The following is a 24,352-nucleotide window of genomic DNA, read 5'->3' on the forward strand; positions in this document are numbered from 1 at the left end:
TCGTCGCTGTAGAAAAATTTAAAGGAGTGAATAGGCACACTAGGAATTCGATCACTTAACAGAAAGTAATAAATGATAAAATGGTCGTGTTGTCAGAGACACAAGAAACTAGTCTTTAACTAGGTCTGTTAGTACCTGCATATTGATTGGTTTTAAAATAAATTTGGAAATGTCGGCTTCCTTCATCTTAGTGTTGTCGGGCTGCTCACCACTTAGAATGACCATTTCGACTTGCGGTGCGCTCTGACGCAATTCTTTCGCTAAGCTCAAGCCATCTGCATCAGGCAAGTTTAAATCCATTAATACTTTACTCCAGTCGTTTCGCTGCTTGAAAATATCAACACATTCTTTTCCTGTATGGGCAATATGGACCGATACACCTAAGTTTTTAAGCAATAACGCAGTAATATCAGCCGCATCTACATCGTCTTCTACCAACAATATATGCTGCTGTTCGCTGCATTTCCCTTGAGATGACTCATCGCTTACTATCTCGTTGGGGGAATCACTATTTTGACTCTGTGATTCACTCAGTTGAACAGCTAAATACGAATTGAGCACACTCATCAATGCATCAGGATTGATCGGCTTTTCTAAAACATGGGTAAACCCTTGGGAAATTAATTGGTCGCGAACTCCTTTCATTGTAGCAGCAGTCATAGCTACCACCGGCGCAGCAATACCGCTTTGGCGTATCTGCTTAATTGCTTCAGATCCGTCCATCACTGGCATATGTATATCAATCAATACTAGATCGTAGGGCTGGCCATCATTATGTGCATCCGTTATTTTGTCTAACGCCTCTAAACCATTTTTGCCATATTCCACCCGCAGCCCAGTATTTGATACCATATGCCCGACTAGCATACGAATGTCATTGACGTCATCCACCACAAGTACTTTCCCTTGATAACGTGGAGTCTTTACGTCTTTAACAACCAATGGCTTCGCATCAAATTTAAGCCGTTCATGGGATACTTCGCTTATATCACCGGTCTGAATATGCGCGGTGAAACAGCTACCAGAACCAAATACCGATTCTAACCTCATGTCACCACCCATTTTGGCCACCAACTCGGTACATATAGCCAAGCCTAAACCACTACCACCTTGTCGACGAGATACAACGTCAGCCACTTGTTCAAATGGCTTAAACACACTACCCAGTTGTTCTTTGGGGATACCAATACCCGTATCCGATACTGAAAAATAGAGTAATTCAGCACCTTGTTGCTTGTCACACCAAAGCCTAAGCGTTACTCCACCTTGCTCGGTAAATTTGATCGCATTACTGATGAGGTTAATCAGTACCTGACGAAAACGGGTTGCGTCGGTATTGATCTTTAGGGGTAAGGGAGTATCTGAACTGACCGTAAGCCTAAGATTTTTATCTACTGCAGGAATACTCATTAAGGCGTATACGTCAGCTATTAGCGCATCTAGATTCACTTCGCTGATGTTCAATTCTAGTTTGTCAGCTGCAATTTTTGACAAATCCAGCATGTTATTTAGCAAGCTTAATAAATGCTTACTGTTACTCAATACGATCCCAAGCTCAGCATGGGCAGTCTGGCCAATTTGTGAGTCCATCAGTAGCTCGGTATAACCCAAAATAGATGTGAGCGGCGTACGTAACTCGTGACTAAGGTGAGCTAAAAATCGGTCTTTAGAGCGATTTTCGGCCTCTGCTTTTAAGCGATCAACACGCTCTTTTTCAATCTCGCGACGTGCAAGAGCATAACGGATGGCTCTGGCGAAACGACTGCTGTTTAATTCACTTTTAATAATATAGTCAACCGCACCTGCATCCAGTGCGGCCATATCAACTTCTTCGTCAGCTTGACCGGTCAACATGATAATAGGGGAAGTAAACCCTGCCTCAATACCCAGCTTTAAAACGCTTAACCCGTTTTCCGCGCCTAACTGATAGTCAAGTAAGCAGATATCATGGCGATTTTGTGCCATTTCAGCTAAGGCGTCATGCTGATTAGTCACCCAATCAATCTCAAACTCTAGGGTACTTAATTGCTCAATATAATCTCGCGTTAAGATATAATCATCTTCATCGTCTTCGACCAAAAGCAAACGTGAAATTGAATTAGACATGGTTGCCTACTCGCCTCTGGTTCACCCGTTATTCACGGGTAATTCAACAAACTCTACCCAGTATTTGCCGAGCGCGCTCATTAACGCTACTAATCCGTCGAATGTGACAGGTTTAGTAATATATGACGCTGCACCTAGGTCGTAGCCCTTAATCATATCTTCCTCTTGCGCTGACGTGGTCAAGATAACAATAGGAATACTGCGCAGTCCAGGGTCAAGTTTAATTTGCTGTAATGCTTCTCTGCCATCCATACGGGGCATATTTAAATCTAATAATATAAGGCCCGGTCGCGGGGCGGCGTCCTTATCACTGTACTTGCCTTCTCGTCGCAAAAATTCTAATAATTCTACACCGTCTTCAACACAGTGTAGCTCATTCAATACACGGCTTTCTCGCAGGGCGTCTTGCGCCAGTAAGCGATCATCTTCATCATCATCGGCCATCAATATTACTATCGGTTTTGCTTTTGAATAAGGCACTCTATTCTCCCATATATTTGTTAACGACCGCTTCAATTGGCAAAGTAACAATAAACGTTGCACCCTCATTAGGTACGCTGTGCGCGGTAATTGTTCCTCCATGGCGCTCTACTATTCGTCGACAAACGGCTAAGCCGATACCTGTCCCCTTGTAAGCGGTTCGCCCATGTAAGCGCTGAAACGGTGAAAAAATTTTATCAGCATAAGTCTGTTCAAACCCAATGCCATTGTCTTTTATAGTAATGATACAACTGGGCACATCGATATGCTGTAATTCATCATAAATATCTTTTTGTTCGACCGACACATCTATCAGCGGTGCCTGATCAACGTTACGAAATTTTAAACCATTCGACAGTACGTTTAAAAACAGTTGATATATTTGGCTCGGATCCGCACACACTCTAGGTAGAGGGGCCACGTTTATCTGGGCATCACTCTCTTTAATGGCTATTTCGAGATCACCCAGCACCTCTTCAAATACCTCATCTAACTCCACCTCAACGAAATCCTTTCCTCGAGTGGTAATACGAGAAAACTCGAGCAAATCATTGATTAACGTGGACATTCTAAACGCGGCAGTGGTCATTCGTTTAATATAATCCACACCCCGCTCGTCAAGTTTATCTTTATAAATGGTGGTTAACCTATCGCTAAAGGCCTGAATTTTTCGTAGCGGTTCTTGTAAGTCATGAGAGGCCACAAAAGCAAAGTCTTCTAGCTCCCGATTACTACGCGAAAGTTCCTCAGAATAGATTGTTAGTTCTTGGGTTCGCTGAGCCACTTTGTCGAGCAACTGTTCGTTTTGCTCTTCCAACCCTTCTTGGTAACGGGTGCTGATACGCAAGTTAATGCGCGCCATCAAAAACATACCAATGACAAGCAAACCACTGGTAATTGCTGATACGCCAAAATTGACCTTAGCGTCACGTTGAATAGTTTCTAATTCGCTATACAAAGTGCGCCTGTGTGCGTACTCCTTATCAACAAGCAGTTTGATGTTTTTCCGAATTTCTCGATATAAGTCACGACCGCGATTAGTCATTACTTGCCGTAACGCCGACTTCTCTCGTTCTCGTAGCGCCAAATCAACGGTACTCGTTAGCTCATGTATTTTGGCATCAACGAGTATAAGCAACTCGTCTATCAGCTCTTTTTGGCTACCAATATCCGACTTGATTTCACGCACCTGCTTTATTTTTGCATCTAAACTTTGTAGCTCGGTATGGTAAGGATTCAGATACTCTTCATACTCAGTCAATAAGTAACCGCGCTGGCCAGATTCCGCGACCACCACAGATAAATGTAAGCTTTCTAACCGCATAATGATGTTACTGGTTTTATCGAGACTGGTTTGCACCGACGACAATTGGTTTACCGTGCCTAAAGCAATAGATAAGTTAATGCCGATAATCCCCACCACTATGATGGAGATAATGACCCAAGTCGCAGTGGTGTTACCAAATAATCGTTTAACGCGCATGTTCGTCCTTTAATGTGGCCTTACTTCGCAGTGACTAAGCCAATGAAAAGAATATTACGACTGTGCAATAGAGCGCGAATGCTCTGCTAATTTTTGCAAGGCAGCGCTGCTGTCTTGACAGGCAACCAATATTTTATCTAATGCGGCGATGGCTTTTTCTTTGGGCATATCGTTTTCCAATACCAGTTTCACCATTTCTGCCTGCATCGAAATACGGTTTAGTGGATTGCGCACATCATGAATTAATGAATTAGTGGTCGGTGATTGTGCGTCTTGTGTTGGTTGCATAGATTACCCCTGAGCCTGGCTTTCCCAAGCATTTAAGCGGTTATATAAAGTTTTGGTACTAATACCGAGCATTTCAGCAGCTAAGGTTTTATTGCCTTCAACTTTCTCTAAGGTCACGCGAATAAGCTCTTTTTCAACATCGTCAATGGTTTGTCCTGCCGTAACCTGATTCGATGCAGTCTGACTTTTAGCAAAAGGTGACTCAAAATTCTTGGGCAACATAATATGGCTCGTAGCCGGGTCGCTCATGATAAACGCTCGGTGAATAGCATGGCGCAGCTCTCGAATGTTACCTGGCCAACCATAAGCTTTAAGTTGATCGAGCTGGGCATTCTGCCATGCAAAATTAGTCTCATTTTCTGCATTTAACTGCTCAATAAACGCGGTAGCTAACAATGGAATATCCGCTAAGCGCTCACGCAGTGGCGGAATCGTGATAGGGAATACGGCCAAACGAAAATAAATGTCTTCGCGCAGTACTTTGCTCAGCGCGATTTCTTCGACCGTGCGATTAGTGGCTGATATAACACGGCAATCAACTGGCGTATCTTTTATAGCACCAACTCGAGTAACGCGCTTACTTTCGAGCACCCGTAACAAGTTCGGTTGCATTTCCAGTGGCATTTCGGTGATTTCATCAAGAAATAGCGTACCACCTTGTGCTTGTTCAAATACCCCTATCTTTCGCCCCACGGCACCGGTAAATGATCCTTTCTCATGGCCAAATAACTCACTGCCGATCAGCTCTCGTGATAACGCACCACAGTTAGTTGCGACCAGCGGGCCTTCGAAATTACTGGCAGTGTGGATAGCATGGGCGACGACTTCTTTGCCGACACCACTTTCGCCCATGAGCATAACGTTAGCATTGGTTTTGCCCACCCGCTCTATCATCTCGTATAGCTCTTGCATAGGTGCAGACTCACCAACTAAGCAGTCAAAGTGCTTAGTAATGGACGATGATTTAGCCTTTTTAATGGCTTTGGATTTACCTGACAAAACCTGCTCTAAATCTTCTCGCTGCAGGGGCTTAACAAGGTAATTGACATTAGGCCCGCACATGCCAGCGATGATACTTTTGACCGATGGATGCCCTGTAATCAAGGTCACAAAAGGTACTTTAGTTTGGGTATTTAATTTATCTATTAAATGCAATGCACTGCCATCTGGCAGCATAAAATCGAGCAGTATATGATCAAACTGTTGAAACTCTATACAGCTGTAGGCTTCTTCCAAGCAGTTGGCAACTTCTACGTCGTGACCTAAAAACTCGATAATATTACTGGCTACGTCGGTAAATTCCTTATCATCATCGACTAATAATATTTGAGACACGTGGATTCCTTTTTTGTTGAGTAACTGTTAATTCAGTTTCTAGCTATATTTCTTATCTAGGGTCTATCGACCGTTGTGATTAGCTAACCTATTTAACAACCACCGGTGAGTAGGTTGGCTGATCATTCGAGAATGTAATGTGGATAGTAGCATCGCACCTGCCATATTATCACATCGATTTTTTGTAAATAGTGTCGCTAGGGAGCTATCTCGGAAAATTTCACAACGGAGTTAGGTAAGCAACACTTAGGCCAAAACGACTCACACGCAATAATTAACGCGTAGGATCACCTAGCGATAGTAATTATTAAGCTATTTCTTAGCCGCGAAAACCAAAAAAGCCTGTCATTGACAGGCTTTAAACTATTGTTTTTGAAACTATTTTGATATTAACAAAGCGGTACGCAACTTACTCTTACCAAATGCAGACATACTATAAAAATCTTCACGAGCAATGGGAATATGCTGACAGTCCATGGGCTGCGGATGTAAATCGTCTGGATCGGGGTCGTGTAGGTACAAACAATCTTCATCAATGTGTGTAACTGTTACCCAATGCGGTATTTTTTTCCCATCGAGCTGATAGGTGCTAATTAGGCTGATAACCGCAGCCCCTTTACTCAAGCCCTTTTGCAACGCGTTTACGTCAGGATCCGAGTAAATTATTTTTATCCCTAAATGCTTGGCTTGTTGTAAAAATTGCCTATCTACCGCCTGCATAATGTATTTTTTATGTTCACTGCGGACACCATCAATGAATAGCGGGGCTTTGGTGTTCACGTAAGCAGTAACTGAATACCCACGCTGATGTGCAGCCAACGCTAACCCAATGGGGTGACAGCCACCGTGACCGGATGTCATAAATATGGTTGTTGCTTGACGCCATATGTCCAATTCCAGAGACTGTGACATATCCAACTCGTTATTCAGGTTTGCCATAGCCATCATTAAAGCCGACGGCCCGCAAGTAAACTCTGTAGTTTGCTTATACCAAGGATAAGCGGGCAATGTTTGCAATGACAGACTCTGACGAATCGGCTTTTGCATACGTAACGCATCAATTGAACCTTGGTAGTAATTAGCATACGTACCAAAAGTGCGATATCCCAAGCTCTCGTATAGCTTAATTGCCCCCGTATTATTGGTGGCTACTTCAAGGCGCATAAACAATTTATCTTGTTCTAAGGTTTTTTCCTCAAGTGCAAGCAGTAGCTTTTTACCCACACCCAAACCTTGAGCATGACTGCTCACTGCAATGGAATAAAGCCGTGCCAATCGCGTACCTTTACGCATAATGACCAAGCCATAACCGAGCAAAATGTCATTATGGGTTGCCACCATAAACACTCTGTGACTATCAGTTGCTTTAAGCCAATGCAGCAAACGGCGCTGACTTAATCGGTCTGACTCAAAACTAGCATTTTCCAACTCCACTAGCTGAGCAATATCATCCAGCTCGGCACCGCGAATAGTCAACGCGCTTTTTTTATTTATACCACTTTCTTTTGCATTGCCCCCAGTAGGAGCAATACGTGTGGGTAGGCTGCTTTTGTATTGTTTTTTGTGCCCAGTGGACATCTTATTTGCCTCGTAACTCAAGGCGGTTAGCGAATTCTTGCATCACCAACATATATAACTCTTTACCTAAGTATAAGTCCTCAACTTTAGACTCTAAGCTTGGGTTGTCATTCACTTCAATCACGTAAACTTGATTGTTAACTTGTTTAATATCCACCCCATACAAACCTTTACCAACAATAGAGCTGGCTTTAACAGCAGCGTCAAGCACCGGCTTAGGCACTTCGAAAGTCGGTAGCGTCTCAAAGTCACCTGAGAAGTGTTTCTTTGAACTATGATTGTAAATTTGCCAATGGTTACGGGCCATAAAGTAACGGCACGCGTATATCGCACGACCATTTAATACCCCAATGCGCCAATCAAAATCTGTGTACACAAATTCCTGTATCAGCACTAACGCTGATTGGCGTAACATTTCTACCAATTTCAACTTTAATTCAACCAAGTTTTCGACTTTGAATACACCGATTGAAAACGAACTTTCTGGCAACTTTAATACCATCGGATAGTTAAACTCTGCTTCCATCAATTCACAGGTTTCGTCACTTGAATTGGACACAAATCGACTTTTAGGTGACGGCACTTTGTTGTAGCTAAAGGCATCATGTAAAAACACCTTGTTGCAACAACGCAAAATAGAGGTCGCATCATCTATCACTTCAAGCCCTTCTTGCTCGCCTTTACGAGCAAGTTGGTAGGTATGGTGATTAATTGCCGTCGTTTCACGAATAAACAAAGCGTCGAACTGACTGATCATTGGCCCTTGTTTAGCGGTAATTACTTCTGCGTTTATACCTACTTGCTCAGCAGCTTTAACAAAGTTTTGGATCGCTTTAGGGTCGCTAGGAGCGGTTTTTTCTTCCGGGTTTACCAGAATAGCCATATCCCAACGAAAACGTTTTTTGTTACTACGACTACGCCAATACTTTTGAGTGAAATGCTCTAAACGTTCAGCAAATAACGGCCACAAGCTGGAGTCTATTTCACGAATACCTAACGCTTGAGGTTGCACGCTTAAACCTTTTTCATCTCGGGTAAACGATAAACGCAAAATAGGCGCAGGAAAGCGCTCAAAAATATGCTTAGCAATACGCTTGTGACGTTCATTTTGTGACCAGCCGAAAAACACTAAAATTTCCGCCGGTAATTCATCACCGATATGTGCATATAAATCAGTGCTCATATACTTTGGCACAGGCGTTAGCATATTAGCTTGATCAGTTAACGACTCGCTCAAATCATTAATGGTGTTCACACTCGGCAACACTTTATGCTGGCGCGCTTCAGCCAATAAAGAGCAGTAGTAACCCTGGCTCAAATATTTATCAGTATCACATAAGTTAATAATACGTGTTTTTGGCTCACCTACCTTTGGGTAATCAGCAAGATATTGGGCAAAATCAATAACCGTGGCATCCAAACTAGGGAAGCCATCGGCATTATCTACAACAACGATAGTTTTAAACATTTTACAGCGCTCCAAATAGCAATTTGACTTGTATTTAGGACACTAAAAAGTGCAACAAGCCAAGCAAAATCAATTAGTTAATCAACAGCTCATGCTTGCCACATCGGTAGGATGGTCTGGGCAATGATATTGGTGCGGAATATAGGCGTTACGTAGATTAAATCAACATTTTTTTGCAAAAAAATGATAATAATTTTTATTAAAAATGAGGCTCAAAAGTAAGCTTCAAGATAGCAATATAAAATCATTTAAAAACAAAAGCTTACTCTTTAATCTTACGCAAATTTAGATCTTGAAAATCGTAACTAAAATCGATATTAGAAAATACCGGGATCAATTCAATGTGTGTGACCTCTTCTTTTTCATCTCGGTGGAGTTGAGCGTACACATCGGCTTCTAAGCTTCTGTCGTCCCAACGCACTAAATAGCGATCTGTTTTATTGTCTGCAAATAGCCCACCAATTAACTTCACGACACGGTTAGAACGCAATTGAATACGCCCATCTCGCTGCTCTAAATAAAAATCTCCTAACCAATTATCACGATAGTTGCCCAAAGCAGTTTGAAGTTCAGAATCGCTAATTAAGACTGGTTTGGTTTTTGAGAACTGATCGTTTAGTCGTTCAACATGGGAAGATTGTGCTTTTGCGGTTTTGTTATCTAAAGACGACGTATTAGGTGCAAATACTTCAAGCCAATCTGTTTTAGTGTCACCCAAGTAAGGTTTCATTAAGCTATAAATAAGTGCGCTGCGCGCTGCGCTAGATTGTTGATTTGTAAGCACCACTATGCCCAAGTCTAATTCTGGAAAAAACGTCACATAAGAATACATACCCGCTAAGCTACCACTGTGATGAACACGCAACTGCCCATCCACATCATTCAAACGCCAGCCTAAACCATAGGCACTAAAATGGCTGTTGTTGTAATGCTGGTCAGTGCTTGATACTGGCATAATCGTTTGTGCGGTCCACATTTCTTGGTGCTGGGCCATTGAAAACAAGCGTTCTCCATCTGCTGCAACACCCTGATTAAGCTGTACTTTCGCCCAAATAAGCATATCTTCCAAACTGCATTGAATACCACCCGCAGCCCCTGAGACATTAGGCTTACTGGTGTCAACATCACGTACGATAGTCACTAATTTACCGTTTACCATACCATGCGGTGTCGCGGCCAAGGTTTGTTGCGCTTTGGGTATGTGTCCCGCGAAACAGTGGTGCATGCCTAAGGGAGCGAATATACGTTGTTCAACAAATTGCTCCCAACTTTGTCCACTCGCGGAAGCCACAATTTCACCCGCGACAATATAAAGCAAATTGTCGTAGGCATAATCGGCTCGAAACTGACCAGTGGGTTTAAGAAAACGCAGGTTGTGTACCACTTCCTCTCGGCTAAAGCTTGATGGTTCGGGCCAAAGCATTAGATCCCCAGCGCCTAAGCCTAATCCACTACGATGAGTAAGCAAATCAGTAATGGTAAAGTGCGCGCTTATCCACGGATCATGCAGCTGAAAATTCGGCAAATGTTTAACGACGGGGTCATCCCAGTTGAGCTTGCCGTCATCGACCAATATCGCTAACGCGGCTGCGGTAAATGCCTTGGTATTTGACGCTATTTTGAATAGGCTTTTTGCAGTAACAGGCTCCTTGTTACGGATATCTTTCACCCCGTAGCTTTGCTTGAGTACAATCTGATTATCTTTAATCACACCTAGTGCAACGCCTGGGATCTGCAAACGGTCCATGATCTGCGCTACCTGCTCACCTAACTTTGACGTGTTTAACACTGGTTCGTGTGGCTTATTTTGTTTCACTTGAGCCTCTGCTTGTAGCGTCCACATGCAGACGAGTAAGGTAACGAATTTGATGCCACTACAGCGTAATAAAATCATAGTTTGATTTGCCTTAAAGTCATTATTAGAGCGCCCAACAGCGCGTATTTCACTCGACATTCAAAATCGCTTCATATACTAAGCTAATAACACTGCCGTACTTACCTGTTTCGAAGGTTTTGCCCTCGAACGCGACATGCCCATTGTCGTCTTCTTGCACTTTTGAGTGCCTAGCATTAGTCAGCAAAAATATCGCTAAATCATATTCTGGGTCGATAACCGATACTGTACCGGTCCAACCAGTATGCCCATAGGCTTGGGCACTAGCATAAGGTCCAAAATGCCATTTATTTTGCCCATGGCCAGCACGACGCCAACCCAAACCAAAACTGTCATCATGTTCTTCGGGTTTAATAAATTGCTGTAAAATGGCTTCTTCGAACACCTGCGTTTGGCCATAACCGCCGCCGTTAAGAAGTAATTGTCCAAGCACGGCTAAGTCGTCAACGGTCGAGAATAATCCAGCATGCCCAGCTACGCCATCGAGTGAATAAAACGCTTTTTCGTCATGCACTTCGCCTTGTAAAACGTATTGACGTATGTTGTCGAAAGTCACTCGTCCACCACGGCTATTACCCTGAATTTCAGTGGCGGCAAACTCACCTTTCGCACGTCCTTTGCGTAATGGATTGAACAAAGTATTACTCAACCCTAATGGTTGATAAATCTGATGTTCAACATAGGCATCTAATCCCATGCCGGTGATGCGCTCGACCAAAATACCCAGCAGCATATAATCCGTATCGCTGTATACCGCTTTTACATTGCGGCCCATAGCAAACGGCACACGATTTAACAGTAATTGGTCCGTTCGTTTGGCATCTTGCGAATACAAGTTTTTACCCAGTTCATTATCTGGAGTGAAGAAACGTACCTGAGGCGCATAACCCGCAGTATGGGTCAGCAAGTCACGGACTAGTCGGGTTTCACGGCCAGCACCTCGATACTCTGGTAAATAATGTTGGATGGTTAAATTAACGTTTAACTTGTTTTCACTGACCAGTTTCATTAATGCCAAATTAGTGGCAAACATCTTGGTGTTGGAAGCAATATCAAACAGCGTATCGATACGCATTTTTGCTGGTTGATTGAGCAATTCACCAGCGTCGTCATATTTGCGGGCGTACCCATAAGCACTGCGTTTTATAATCTGACCATTTTTAACCACCAGTAGCACAGCGCCAGGAAAGTTATCTGCTATATCTTGCTCGATCAATGCATCAACCTGCTTGAAACGAGTTTGGTATTGAGCACTGTTGTCGACTAACTGAGGAAAAGGTATGGTCACTTGTAACGCGCTTCCCTGAGGCAGCACATTATCTACCCGTAAAGTATTAATACCGTCTTGGGTACGACGTTTTAGACTATAGTGATAACGCTCATCCTGAGCAAAAGGCTGGGTAATATTCAGCTTTTGACCATTCACGTATATGTCAGCCTGTTTGGCGTCCAAGCTATTAATTAGGATATCACCACGCCCTTTATAACTCTTAAAGCGCTCTCGATCATTCACTAGCAAGCGCGTGCTGCGCTCTTGCATAGGGAAAATCTCGTCTACCTGACCGTACTTAAGGATATCTTGTGGCGATCCTACGTTTGGTGCTTCTGAGGATTGTTCAGCAATATAGCGTGCCATCAAGGTTTTAGCTTTATGAGCAAAATATTTATCGAGTAGTGCAAATACTGCAGCGGCTGTCTTGCTATCGACTTGGCCAGTAACCTGCCAAGGCAAAAAATGCATTTGAAAGGCACTGATCACATCATGGGTTTGATCATCAATGATGCCAGTCTCTAAAATATCATAACCGTAGGTACGTAACGCGCTTTGCACCAAACCGATATTCGGCTGATATTGACTGAAGCGCTGCCAATATTCGTCTAATGTATCGTTATCATACCAAGCGCCTATTCCGGCTTTATACAGCTCATGCCAAGGAAACCGCGGACCGGGATCATTCTTGCGCGCAGGTGCAATATCCGAATGGCCTACAATCCGAGTGGGCGAAATATCTGGATTACGCTGAAGAATATCCTTGCTAAGCGCAATTAACAGTTCGATTTGTTTAGGATCATAATCAGGAAAGACACATAAGCGGTTATCACCATGTTCCGTTTTTACGTTGGTAGTAGCCTGCTTATCCCAGTGACACTCGGGTACATTGACTATTTCAATACCTATAGAAGAATCATTTAATTCACTTCGTCCCTGCCAAAAACTATTGCCCGCATGCCAAGCACGTTTATTCTCGTCAACCAGTTGTAAGATTTCTAAAGAAGAATGGGGGTAACTAGCATCATTTGATTCGGGAATAAGATAATGCGCACTGAGCCCGCCCTCATCAACCAAGGCGTTCACCGACTTTTGATAATCGATCGCAGTAAAATGCATCACTAAAAATTTAACGCGGTGGCCAAAATTGTGGGATGGAAACTCGTTAATCGGTAACGTTGCACAACTGACGATGCCTGCTGTTAGCGCGCAAATCACTACAGAACGCTGCCATTTCACTAAAAGTTTATTCATAACGCTCAGGATATCCCGTTGCTTTAACATCTACCAGATCACCGAAAAGAATAATTAATTACAACCATGATAAATAATTAGAATAATAATTCCATCACTTATTGTGCTAATTTTAGTCTATAGATCATTCATGCATTTTTCTCTGCATCAGACACATCTATGCTCTAGCGATAATCATAATAAAAAATCCTCTTTAGAATAACCATAATGAATTTTGCAGACCTTTACTGAGGTAATAAAACATCCCACCTTGTGATGTTCTAGTCTCGAGAATAACGTGGATGCCCGCTAAATTAAGGTTAATTAACATAACCTGATATAGATAAATTATTACTAAGAATTCAACATTAAAGAACATATTATTCTTGACGCTAGCCGATATTGTTTGTTAAATGCACAGACAAGAATAATAAAAAAACTTTATGAAGGCTTATGAGTCGTCGTCCTCAAATAAAAAAGCACAAGCAACAAATAGGTGAACACATGGCAACACGAACTACTAATTTTATACAACAGCGTTTACATCGCGCCATGCAAAGTGCATGGACTAACCGCGCAACAGCATTATCAGCTGTACTACTGGCGGGCTCATTAGCTTGCGCACCAGCCGCTATGGCTCAACAAGCCGGTGGCATAAAGGGTAAAGTCGAGACCCAAGCAACTGATATTTCGGTTAACGATGTAACAGTCACTGCTTCAAGTAACGTGATGCCAAAACCTAGAACGGTTAAAACAAAAGCAGATGGTAGTTATGTATTACCTGCGCTTAAGCCCGGTAAATATACACTTACCTTTACCTCTGCTGACGGCACGGTTCGACAAACTCAGGTCGATGTATTATTAGATCAGACATCAAATGTAGATGTTGCATTTGAAGCCGCTCCTACCGATAGCACTGAAGTGATTCAAATTATTGGCTCTCGCATTAGCCGCGAAGGGGACTCTTCATTAACCAATTCATTGGGCGAAGATGTTTTATCTCGCGTACCAACAGGCCAAGACTATCGTTCTTTGCTGGCTATCATCCCGGGTGTGCAGTATTCAGAAAATGCCACTCTTGGTCCATCAGCTGGTGGTTCTGGTCGTGACAACAAATACGGTTTTGATGGCGTAGACGTATCATTACCCATGTACGGCAACCTTGCATCTGAGCCATCAACTCAGGATATTGCGTTTGTGTCCATAGATCGTGGGGGCGCAAAAGCAATCGGCTTCAACCGTGCTGGCGGTTTATCAATCAATACCTTATCTAAATCAGGTACCAACGAATTTCACGCCAGCGTAGAATATCGTATTGAGCCCGCTAGCTTATCCGCCGACCGCGATACAACAGAAAGCACAACCTCTACGTTCGAAGAAGATAAAACATGGATGAGTGCAAATGTAAGCGGCGCGTTGATTGAAGATGAATTGTATTTCTACGGTTCATACTTTGGCCCAGAGGTAACACGTGACAACAAAGAAACGGCTTACGGCCCTACTAAACAATATAAAAGTGACCGTGATGAATACTTCGGTAAATTGACCTGGGCGCCCACTGAAGATCTTTTATTTAACGTCAGCTACAGAACATCCGATAAAGATGTGGTTGGCGACTCTGTCGATTCAAAAGCGACTGATTCCACTTCTGAAGGTAGCTCAGTATCGCAAGATATTTTTACTGTTGATGGTTCATATATTATTGATGACTACACCACATTAACCTTTCAATACAGTGACTTTAAAAACGAAAACTCTAGTCGCCCTGATACCAGTTTTTCTGGTGTGATACCTTCGATTGGTGGTTCACTTGATTTAAATAATCTTGACCAGCAAGGTTTATTCTTCGTGCCAACTATTCGCACTGATGAAGGTTTTGATACTGAAACAGCCCAAACGCTGATCAATGCCTATGGCTATACCGATGATGCAGGAGTGCTAACGGGTGGTGGTAACATCGGTGGCGCATCTCTTATCAATAATCAGGATTTCTCTCGTAAGAGCTTTGAAGTTGCCCTTGACCACGAAATGGAACTGGGTAATACCGTTCATAATATTCATATTGGTGGTCAATGGAAGGAAAGCGAGGAAGTACTTACTCGCCTTTCAAATGGTTGGGGGTCAATCGGTTATAACGGCGGATTAAACGTTGATACTGATTTTGCAAGTGACGAAGCGATTTATTACAGCGCTACGGTTTACTCGAATAGCTTAAATGGCGAAGAAAACCTAAACCCACTCACTTCAACATCCGAAGTTATCAACATTGAAGTTAACGATACAATCGAGCACGGTAATTTCACCTATAACGTCGGTTTTTTGTTCAGCAACGATACGTTGTACGGGCAGGGCTTAAGAGAAAATTCGGCGAATGCATCAGGTTACGAAGTTGCTCCAGGCAACAAGTACAAAATGTATGAACTTGATTTTATGGATATGATCCAGCCGAGATTAGGTGTTACCTGGGCGTATAACGGTCGCGATAGCGTGTTTGCCAACTTCGCTAGCTATAACCCTGATACAACTTCTTTGGCGCGCGCAGCATCATGGGATCGTAACAATCAATCAACCCAAGTGGTTTACTTTGATGCCGACGGTGCATTTATCGGTAACACGGAAGCAAATGGTTCATCAGGTAAATTATTCCAAGATGATATGGAAGCCCGTCGAACTGATGAAATTACTATTGGTATGACCAAGTATGTATCAAACGAATTTTTTGTTCGTACCCATTTACGTCAACGCAAAGCCTTCCATGCATGGGAAGATCAGCCTAACAACGCACGTACCTATGGCGACTATGGCCCTTTTGGTGGTGTGCCAGAGCACTTACGTGGTCTAGGATTATTTATTCCTGACTTAGCAGAGCAATACTCAAGCATGGGTTTATCGGCTAGTGATGGTAGCTACGTTATTGCTGAGCTTGATGGTGCACAAAACACCTATTACGAGTGGAGTATTGAAGGTGATTACACGGGTGATAATTACTACTTGAATGTTTCTTATGTATGGAGCCATTACTTCGGCAACTATGATCAAGACATTACCAGTACAGCTTCTGACGGTAACTTGTTTGTTGGTTCATCTAACTTAGGTGACGGCCGTGGTCGTATGTTGTGGGATGGCAAGTCAGGTACCTTAAACGGTGACAAACCTCACGTATTGAAAGCATTGGGTTACTATACAACAGATTGGAACGCTGACATCGGTTTCAACTTTGTATACCAATCAGGCGATGTATGGGAAGAGTGGGATGGTGGAGTGTACGGTTATTCTAGCTCAACGATTCGTTACTCTGAACCCGCTGGTAGCCGTCGTGAGTCAAGTCATTGGCAGTTAGATTTGAATTACGCTCAGGCTTTCAACATTACCGAAGATTTAGAGGTGAAGTTTAAAGCCGATGTGTTTAACGTCTTCGACAGACAGACGGGTTATAACACTCAACCGATCCTATCCAGTGCGACGTTTGGTCAAGCAAGAGACTTGATAAACCCTCGTCGCATACAACTTTCGGTTGCGGTTAACTTTTAATCCAACATAACAGCCTGTTTGCGAATGCAGGCCGTTATTTTTCAGTCCCCGCTTATGCGGGGATTTTTTTATGCTTGTTTTAATTTTTGTCTCACGCAAAGTTGGCGTGTATTAGTTATTTTTAGGAGTGAATCATGGGCTTTGGGCCGTCGCGTTTGTGTTTAGCGAGCTTGCTAATTTTTAGTTGTATTTCCTGCATCAGTCAACCGACTGTTGACCCTAAACTTGAAGCTTTAGTGGCGCAAAAACTGATGTTGGACATTCGTTACTTTTGTCCTACAACAACCCATAGTACCCCTACTGAAAAATGCACCACCCCTGTCACCGTTTTACCAATAGCACTCAAAAATATGATTAGCGATACCGGTGTTGGTGGGATCATTTTATTTGCTAATAACTTGGTTGATACTGAGCAAATGATTCGATTAAATCATGACTTACAAGCCGCTGCGGCCCAAGGCGGGCACAAGCCACTGTTTATTTCAATCGATCAGGAAGGCGGCCGCGTAGTGCGCATTCCGCAGAATATCAGCACAGCTTTTAGTGGCAATATGGCTATCGGTGCAACCTACCCGCTACATGGCACGCATTTCGCGAAAATTAGCGGTGAAGTGATAGCAAAAGAATTGGCTGTATTAGGATTTAACCTTAACTTTGCCCCAACAGTAGATGTGAACGTCAATCCAGAAAATCCTGTTATTAACGTACGCTCATTTGGCGAAAATCCACAGATAGTTGCTGAACTGGGCTTAGCGCAAATGCAAGCTATGCAAAGTAACGGTATTATTTCGGCCCTTAAGCATTTTCCTGGGCATGGTGATACCAGCACCGACAGTCATTCAGGCTTACCGCTTGTCGAACATGATATCAGTAAGATAGAAGCGGTCGATTTAGCGCCATTTCAATATGCCATTGATAACGGCGATCCCGGTATGATTATGACCGCTCATATTCAATATCCAGCTCTGGATAGCGCGATATTTAAAGCGACTGACGGTAGCCACACCATTTTGCCCGCCACGATGTCTCGCGCTATTTTAACGGACTTATTGCGCGTCAAAATGGCGTTTAAAGGCGTGATCATCACTGATGCGCTAGACATGGCGGCAATCGCTCATTTTTACCAGCCGACAGAGGCTGTAATACAAACATTCAATGCCGGCAGCGATATCGCACTTATGCCAATAGCGATTCGTACATCGAGCGATATTCCTAAGCTCAAAAAGCTGATATTTGATGTTGCCTATGCAATTCAAAACGAACAATTATCGATTGAAGAAGTAGAGCAATCTGTGGCTCGTATCAATGCATTAAAACAAATCTATATTCAATCTGAACCTGTTGATAGTGATATAGCTGAAGCTACCCGTTATGCAAAAACAGTTCTGGCCGCACCGGCACATTTACACGCTGAACAAGCACTCGCGGATAGCTCGATCGTCGCCATTAAAAACCAAGGTGTCTGGCCTATTCCTAAAAGCATTCAACGAATTCATATCACTATGCCTGATAACAGTAAGTGTATGGCGCTAACCAGTGCATTGACGCAAACGCTAAAAACCCTGGGGGCGACAAAAAATATCAGTTGCTCTAGTTTAACCAGTGACAGCATAGAAGACATTCTTACGCTGCAACGTGATGCTCAAATGGTCATCTTTAGCGATATTACCCCTCAGCAAAGTTTAGTTGAGATGGGCGGCATGGACGACATTAGCGACTGGCGTCTGCGCCCGAATAAAGACCAGTTGGATGCAAAGCTGCTCACATTGATTACAAGTACTCAGCCCAGTCAAACATCGCTACTGATTAGTATGCGCACCCCATATAAGGTAAAACAGTACGCACCTTATGTAGATGGCATCATCGCCAGTTTTGCATACAACACACAAACAATTGAAACACGAGATATAAACGGGCAAACACATGTTAGCTATCAGGGCCCTATTTATCGTGCTTTAGCTAATATTTTGCTAGCCAAGCAACAAGCAAATGGCTCATTGCCCGTTAGCATTGATTAGCAGCTTATAATATTTTAACTGACTAGCGGTCTATTTTAATTCAGAGCAGTATGAAGCCATTTGACTTATTCTGCGCGATAGGAGTGATATGGCATTTAACGATACCTTTCGTATCAGCAGTCACGGCGTTATTTTTAATGACGTTGGTCAAGTATTGTTGCTAAAGGCGACCTATGGTAAATGTTCGTGGGGTTTGCCTGGTGGCGCATTAGAGCCTGGAGAAACAATTCATCAAGCCCTATTACGCGAATGCCAAGAAGAACTGGGGGTAAGCGTTAAAATAGAATACTTATCAGGTGTTTACTATCACAGCGCATTCAATTCTCAGGCCTGTATTTTTAAAGCACAATTGGGCCAGCAGCCAATTCATTTGAGCGCAGAGCACAGTGAGTATGCTTATTTTGATATTGATTCATTGTCAGATATCCAAAAACAACGGGTGCAAGAATGCGTACTGTTCAATGGTAATGTAGTCAGTGATAGCTTCTAGTGTACACTTGGGAAGATTCTGATCGGCTAATGGAATAACGCATTAAAACAGTTAAATTTTAAATTAACTAATACAGTACGCAGATGAATATTTTATGTAGTTAGCATAGACATATTCCGTTTTAGCGGTAACCTTATTGCTCTTGATTTTTACTCGATTTTACACGTAAGTTGCAAAAATTACGGTAAACTAAATAATAAATTATTACCTAGAGTTGCTTAATGTCTACTTTCACAAAAATAAAAGCCATTAAAGATACCCTTTCTAACAGCGAACTTAAGCTGGCAAAATTCGTACTCAGCTCGTCCAATGCGGTACGTGATCTTTCGTCGCAAGAGCTGGCTAATGTGGTGGGCGTGAGCCAATCAAGTGTGGTTAAGTTTTCGCAAAAGCTCGGTTATAAAGGCTATCCAGCATTTAAGCTTGGAGTCATTGATGCGTTAAATGCCAACACTACTGATGCTAACCTACACGGTAAGATCACGTTAAACGACAGCTTTCGACAAGTATCTGAAAAGTTATTAAGCAGTAAAGTTGCGGTATTAAATGAAACGAAGAACTTAAATGAAGAAACCTCCTTTCATCAAGCGGTAGAACTGCTTAAATCAGCCAAGCGCATCCTTATTTGCGGCTTAGGTGGTTCAGCGCTAGTAGGGAAAGACTTCTCTTATAAGCTACAAAAATTAGGTATGCTCGCTATTGAGGAGCCTGATATGCATGCACAATTAGCTTTTGCCGCGACCTTATCAGAGCAAGATTTAGTGTTTGCCATCAGTGAATCTGGCAGTACTCGAGAAATTGTTAACGTCGTAAAACAAGCTAAACAGAATAAATGCAAAGTCATTACTGTTACACGATACGGACCGACTCCAGTATCAGATTTAGCTGACATCAAACTGTATTCGGTAGCTGAAGAGGAATCTGCTCGTTTATCGTCGATTTTGGCGCGTACCGCTCAAGAGTTTATAATCGACATACTCTTTATTGCAATTACCCAGTCATCTCGGCAAGGTCGGCAATTATTGGAAAAAACCAATTCGATTGTTAGCGACTTTAGGCAATCTTCTTAACAATATCTATGTAAAAACGTCAATTTTCACCCCTAATTCGACTCAATTAGCCGATTTTATCCGAGTTTACTTAATCGCTTAGGATAACTAATTGATGTACCGCAACATATTCCCCATATGCCAATTCTCGCGCCGATAGAATGTGTTTAAATCTCAAGCAATTTGTTTGAATGGCAAACAGATTACGAACAATTTCCAACCAAATGAAAAGTTGTTAACACTATTTAACAAAATATTTACGCTATATTTGTTTGAAATATCACCTTATCACCAATACAATCCGCTGCAATCTGCACTTATAGCAGATGAATTCCTTATCTTTCTAATAAATACCTCTTCAGGGACATATATGAACAAAATCACTCAAGCCGTTAAGGTTGCGTTGTTAGGTAGCTCTATTGCTATGACTAACAGTGCCTTAGCTCAGCAAAGCGAAAACTCGCAAATTACGGACACGGTAGAAAAAATTCAAATCACAGGTTCGCGCATTCTACGTGAAGGCGCTATTGCCCCCTCACCTGTGACAGTGCTTAGTGGCGAAAGTTTACTTAATACTGGCGCCATGAATATCGGTGAAGCGTTGAATGAATTGCCCGCATTAGCGAGCACTTACTCTTTATCCAACTCTGGCCAATTTATTGGTACGGCGGGTTTGAGCCTTCTTGATTTACGCGGAATGGGCACTGAACGAACCCTAGTATTGGTTAATGGCAAGCGCCACGTCGCAAGCAGTGCTGGCACCTCTTCGGTAGATACCAACACCATTCCTACCAGTTGGATCGAACGCGTTGAAATCATCACTGGCGGCGCATCAGCTGTTTACGGTGCTGACGCAGTAACCGGTGTGGTTAACTTTATTCTTAAAGACAAAATTGAAGGCCTGCAAGTCAGCGCCACTAAAGGCTATGCCGATAACCATGATTACAGCAACGATAAGTATTCATTCTCTTACGGCACTAACTTCAACGATGATCGCGGTAACATCGCCTTCTCGGTTGAGCACAGCAGCCAAGAAAGCCTGAACGCCCTTGATAACCCGTGGACGTCCACTTCATACCGTAATTTAACAAACAACGCGCAAACTGATGAAAATAAAGATTCTTTAGCGTTCCCAGATGATATCTATACCCCAAATGCGGGTATTTACGCACTCAGCAACGCAGGTACCTTTGCAATAGGGGATGATTACTACTCATTTAACCCGAACGGCTCAGTACGTGATGTATACCTTGGCGATAACGTAGATGGTATTGCCTGTGAGGATTGTGATTTTATCAACTTGAATCAGTTCACCGAGCTTCAACCTGAGTTTGACCGTACTAACTATAACCTTAAGTTGAGCTACGACCTAACCGACAACATTCGTGGATATGTGGAAGGCAAGTACGCTCGAACGCGCTCTACTAATATTGCTCAGCCTGCATTTTTCTTCTTTGAAAGCGACGCAGATGCGATCACTATCCAAAACGATAACCCTTACGCTGGCGAGGATTTACGCGCTCTAATGGGTGCAAATAATCTTACTAAAATTACTATCGACCGTATGTTGACCGATGTTGGCCGGCGTACAGAAGATGATGAGCGTGAAACCACAGCATTTGTTGCCGGCCTTCAAGGTTATATCAATGATGATTGGGGTTTTGAAGCCTACATCACTCGCGGTGAAACTAAGTTAGAACGTGCCAACAAAAACAATCTCGTATTAGCTAACTTCTATAATGCAGTAGATGCCGTAGAAGGTGATGATGGCTCAATTGTGTGCCGTGATACTGCTGCGCAAGCAGCAGGCTGTGTACCCTTGAACTTGTTAGGTGACGGCGCGCCAAGCGAAGCCGCTCGTAACTACGTTAACACCACCTCTGTTGGTAACAGCACCATCACTCAAACGGTTGTAGGCGGCTCAGTAAACAACTCTGGTATTTATGAATTACCAGCAGGTTATGTGGGTTTTGCTGCAGGTATTGAATACCGTAAAGAAGAAAGCGAAATTGAAGAGCCTAACAACGCTGAAGGCACATTTTTCAACGTATTAGGTGAAGACAAGGGCGATTTTAATGTTAAAGAAGCTTACGTTGAGTTCTCAGTGCCATTGTTGGCTGACCTGCCAGGCATTCAAGATCTGAATTTTGAAACCGCACTACGCATTGCTGATTACAGCACTATCGGTAATGCAAAAAGCTGGAAGTTAGGTCTAGATTGGCAAGTGTATGATGACTTACGTATTCGTTCTACCCACTCATCAGCCCTGCGCGCACCTAACATCAGCGAATTGTTCGGTGAAGCAAGCCAGACGTTTTTCAGTATCGACGATCCTTGTAAAACCTCTGAGTTAGGTCAACTGGCTGACGCATCGACACGTACCACGAACTGTGCAGCTTTAGGCGTGCCAACTGAATTTGATTCAGATTACGATCAAGCAACGATTGAAGGCGAGCAAGGCGGAAACATTAACCTTCGTGCTGAAGAATCAAAAAGTACGACTGTGGGCGTGGTTTATCAGCCGTCTTACCTTGAAGGCTTTGTTGCCACAGTAGATTACTGGAAAATTGAGCTGACCAACGCCATTTCTTCAGTAGACTCTCAAACCATTCTTGATCGTTGTGTCGATAACACGAGCGGTGTGAGCAATGATTACTGCTCGCTTATCTCCCGTGATGCAAGCGGTGAAATTTCACAAATCAGAAGCTTTGCCCTTAACCTTTCAGGTCAAGATGCTGCAGGTGTAGATTTCGAACTTGGTTATGACTTTGATGCGTTTGGCGGATCATTCAAAACTAACCTAATCGGTACTTACCTTATTGAGCGTAAAGAATATCCGTTCCAAGAAGATACCTCTGACTATGTTGAATATGCAGGTACTGCAGGCGAATCAGAGTGGCAAGGTATGGTAAGCGTGAACTATATGGTTGATGCATGGCAAGCGGGTATCAAAACTCGTTATTTAGAGCGTGTAAGCATCTTTGATAACCAAGAGCTTGCGGTTAACCCTAACCGTAGCACCTTGATGGAATATGGCTCATACGCAGTTTCTGACGTCACTGTAGGCTATGCATTTGAAAATGGTTTATCACTAACAGTCGGCGTAGATAACGTGTTCAACCGCGAACTTCCTTACGGAACAACCGGAACAGGCGAGAAGACAGGTGCTTATGAAAATATTGGTCGCTTTGGCTATATAACACTTTCATACGTGATGTAATCGCCATTTATCTCAGTAGAAAATAACACATTAAAAAGGCCTCAATTGAGGCCTTTTTCATTGCTGTAATTCATCTCACGGCCCACTAAGCGCTATGAACCAAATACCACCACCAACAACGCAAATATAAAACCTACCCCAGCGATTTTGATACTATTTTTGAACACTTTGGCCTTGGGCATAAACATCAAAAATGCAGATACCACAAAAAACAACAGCACGATGCCAAAGGTAATATTTAAGATAAATAAAGGACTATTGGTTGTGGCTTTGTGTAAATTGACTAATTTCCCCAACACCAATGGATAATCATCTTTAGTTACCACTGCTTCACCGGTATCTTTATTATAAACACCATAGTTAAAGCGTACTTCGCTGGCGTCCTCACCAGTGACTTTAAACCCTTTTACATGCAACGCTTCCTCCAATGCCTGAGGATCAAGCTGAGCAGCTAATGTGTGCTGCGTGGTGTACTCGAATTTCATAAAGTCAGTACTGCGAAAGATCAACAAAATACCGCTCACCGCGTAAACCGACATAATGCCCGCCAGGAAAAACCCCAACCAGCGGTGATATTGCCTAAAAGTATTGTGAAATTTTGGTGATGCCATTATGTCCTCGGCTCAGGGATTATTGAAATGCGTGTAATTGACAGTTTTACCTGCTAAACAGGTGAAAACGCCGTATTTAACCACACAGCTTCGTAGTTGTCTGATAACTTTACCTAAGTTTGCATTGGCTTGGGCATTAAATAGCCACCTGATATAACCTATTTTGCGCTTTACATGATTTTATAAGAGGTGATTTAAGCGATAATGAATAAGGCAGACTTGCGCTAAATAAGCGTGCCGATATGGTTCAATCGCCTGCGGCCTTCCATCAGCCTTTATCTGAGGGTACTGGCGCGAT

At 42.9% G+C, this 24,352-nt stretch carries 15 protein-coding genes; 5 read left to right on the forward strand and 10 right to left on the reverse strand.

Annotated features, from left to right (window positions below; genetic code table 11):
* Nucleotides 1-108: 108 nt before the first annotated feature.
* From GQS54_RS08200 to pbp4b, 9 genes are all read right to left on the reverse strand, one after another.
* Nucleotides 109-2,106, reverse strand: coding sequence for a response regulator (locus GQS54_RS08200; RefSeq protein ID WP_166423503.1), 1,998 nt, complete (start codon nt 2,104-2,106; stop codon nt 109-111).
* A gap of 21 nt (nt 2,107-2,127) precedes the next feature.
* Nucleotides 2,128-2,586, reverse strand: a complete 459-nt coding sequence (locus GQS54_RS08205) for a response regulator (RefSeq protein ID WP_166423504.1) — start codon at nt 2,584-2,586, stop codon at nt 2,128-2,130.
* A gap of 1 nt (nt 2,587) precedes the next feature.
* Nucleotides 2,588-4,069, reverse strand: coding sequence for a sensor histidine kinase (locus tag GQS54_RS08210; protein ID WP_166423505.1), 1,482 nt, complete (start codon nt 4,067-4,069; stop codon nt 2,588-2,590).
* Nucleotides 4,070-4,123: 54 nt separating this feature from the next.
* Nucleotides 4,124-4,357 (reverse strand): histidine kinase, encoded by a 234-nt coding sequence (locus tag GQS54_RS08215; RefSeq protein ID WP_166423506.1) that lies wholly within the window; start codon nt 4,355-4,357, stop codon nt 4,124-4,126.
* Between the two features lie 3 nt (nt 4,358-4,360).
* On the reverse strand, nt 4,361-5,692 hold the full coding sequence (locus GQS54_RS08220) for a sigma-54 dependent transcriptional regulator (protein WP_166423507.1): 1,332 nt from the start codon (nt 5,690-5,692) through the stop codon (nt 4,361-4,363).
* Between the two features lie 378 nt (nt 5,693-6,070).
* Nucleotides 6,071-7,270: a GNAT family N-acetyltransferase/peptidase C39 family protein gene (locus tag GQS54_RS08225; protein ID WP_166423508.1), complete on the reverse strand. Its 1,200-nt coding sequence runs from the start codon at nt 7,268-7,270 to the stop codon at nt 6,071-6,073.
* A 1-nt stretch (nt 7,271) separates the two neighbouring features.
* Nucleotides 7,272-8,738: a RimK family protein gene (locus GQS54_RS08230; protein WP_166423509.1), complete on the reverse strand. Its 1,467-nt coding sequence runs from the start codon at nt 8,736-8,738 to the stop codon at nt 7,272-7,274.
* Between the two features lie 262 nt (nt 8,739-9,000).
* On the reverse strand, nt 9,001-10,632 hold the full coding sequence (locus tag GQS54_RS08235) for a serine hydrolase (protein WP_240919863.1): 1,632 nt from the start codon (nt 10,630-10,632) through the stop codon (nt 9,001-9,003).
* A gap of 49 nt (nt 10,633-10,681) precedes the next feature.
* A complete protein-coding gene (pbp4b, locus tag GQS54_RS08240) occupies nt 10,682-13,156 on the reverse strand; it encodes a penicillin binding protein PBP4B (RefSeq protein WP_166423510.1) in 2,475 nt (824 codons plus the stop codon).
* A 483-nt stretch (nt 13,157-13,639) separates the two neighbouring features.
* Here pbp4b and GQS54_RS08245 point away from each other — a divergent pair, with 483 nt between their 5' ends.
* The 5 genes from GQS54_RS08245 (at nt 13,640) to GQS54_RS08265 (ending at nt 23,443) form a co-directional block, all read left to right on the forward strand.
* Entirely contained in the window at nt 13,640-16,666 is a 3,027-nt protein-coding gene (locus GQS54_RS08245; protein WP_166423511.1) for a TonB-dependent receptor, read from the forward strand.
* 134 nt (nt 16,667-16,800) lie between these two features.
* A complete protein-coding gene (locus GQS54_RS08250) occupies nt 16,801-18,684 on the forward strand; it encodes a glycoside hydrolase family 3 protein (protein ID WP_166423512.1) in 1,884 nt (627 codons plus the stop codon).
* An 88-nt stretch (nt 18,685-18,772) separates the two neighbouring features.
* Nucleotides 18,773-19,174 (forward strand): NUDIX domain-containing protein, encoded by a 402-nt coding sequence (locus GQS54_RS08255; RefSeq protein ID WP_166423513.1) that lies wholly within the window; start codon nt 18,773-18,775, stop codon nt 19,172-19,174.
* A gap of 221 nt (nt 19,175-19,395) precedes the next feature.
* Nucleotides 19,396-20,244, forward strand: coding sequence for an SIS domain-containing protein (locus GQS54_RS08260; protein ID WP_166423514.1), 849 nt, complete (start codon nt 19,396-19,398; stop codon nt 20,242-20,244).
* A gap of 349 nt (nt 20,245-20,593) precedes the next feature.
* Nucleotides 20,594-23,443, forward strand: coding sequence for a TonB-dependent receptor (locus GQS54_RS08265; RefSeq protein WP_166423515.1), 2,850 nt, complete (start codon nt 20,594-20,596; stop codon nt 23,441-23,443).
* A 92-nt stretch (nt 23,444-23,535) separates the two neighbouring features.
* On the opposite strand, the gene GQS54_RS08270 is transcribed toward GQS54_RS08265, so the two are convergent.
* A complete protein-coding gene (locus tag GQS54_RS08270; RefSeq protein ID WP_166423516.1) occupies nt 23,536-24,054 on the reverse strand; it encodes a PepSY domain-containing protein in 519 nt (172 codons plus the stop codon).
* Nucleotides 24,055-24,352 lie beyond the last annotated feature (298 nt).

The sequence above is a fragment of the Paraglaciecola sp. 20A4 genome (assembly GCF_011378905.1).
Taxonomy (GTDB): Bacteria; Pseudomonadota; Gammaproteobacteria; order Enterobacterales; family Alteromonadaceae; genus Paraglaciecola.

Coding starts and splice junctions, on each gene's coding strand:
- GQS54_RS08200 (WP_166423503.1), bottom strand. CDS start 2,106: ATGTCTAATTCAATTTCACGTTTGCTTTTGGTCGAAGACGATGAAGAT.
- GQS54_RS08230 (WP_166423509.1), bottom strand. CDS start 8,738: ATGTTTAAAACTATCGTTGTTGTAGATAATGCCGATGGCTTCCCTAGT.
- GQS54_RS08215 (WP_166423506.1), bottom strand. CDS start 4,357: ATGCAACCAACACAAGACGCACAATCACCGACCACTAATTCATTAATT.
- GQS54_RS08260 (WP_166423514.1), top strand. CDS start 19,396: ATGTCTACTTTCACAAAAATAAAAGCCATTAAAGATACCCTTTCTAAC.
- GQS54_RS08225 (WP_166423508.1), bottom strand. CDS start 7,270: ATGTCCACTGGGCACAAAAAACAATACAAAAGCAGCCTACCCACACGT.
- GQS54_RS08265 (WP_166423515.1), top strand. CDS start 20,594: ATGAACAAAATCACTCAAGCCGTTAAGGTTGCGTTGTTAGGTAGCTCT.
- pbp4b (WP_166423510.1), bottom strand. CDS start 13,156: ATGAATAAACTTTTAGTGAAATGGCAGCGTTCTGTAGTGATTTGCGCG.
- GQS54_RS08210 (WP_166423505.1), bottom strand. CDS start 4,069: ATGCGCGTTAAACGATTATTTGGTAACACCACTGCGACTTGGGTCATT.
- GQS54_RS08270 (WP_166423516.1), bottom strand. CDS start 24,054: ATGGCATCACCAAAATTTCACAATACTTTTAGGCAATATCACCGCTGG.
- GQS54_RS08235 (WP_240919863.1), bottom strand. CDS start 10,632: ATGATTTTATTACGCTGTAGTGGCATCAAATTCGTTACCTTACTCGTC.
- GQS54_RS08255 (WP_166423513.1), top strand. CDS start 18,773: ATGGCATTTAACGATACCTTTCGTATCAGCAGTCACGGCGTTATTTTT.
- GQS54_RS08245 (WP_166423511.1), top strand. CDS start 13,640: ATGGCAACACGAACTACTAATTTTATACAACAGCGTTTACATCGCGCC.
- GQS54_RS08250 (WP_166423512.1), top strand. CDS start 16,801: ATGGGCTTTGGGCCGTCGCGTTTGTGTTTAGCGAGCTTGCTAATTTTT.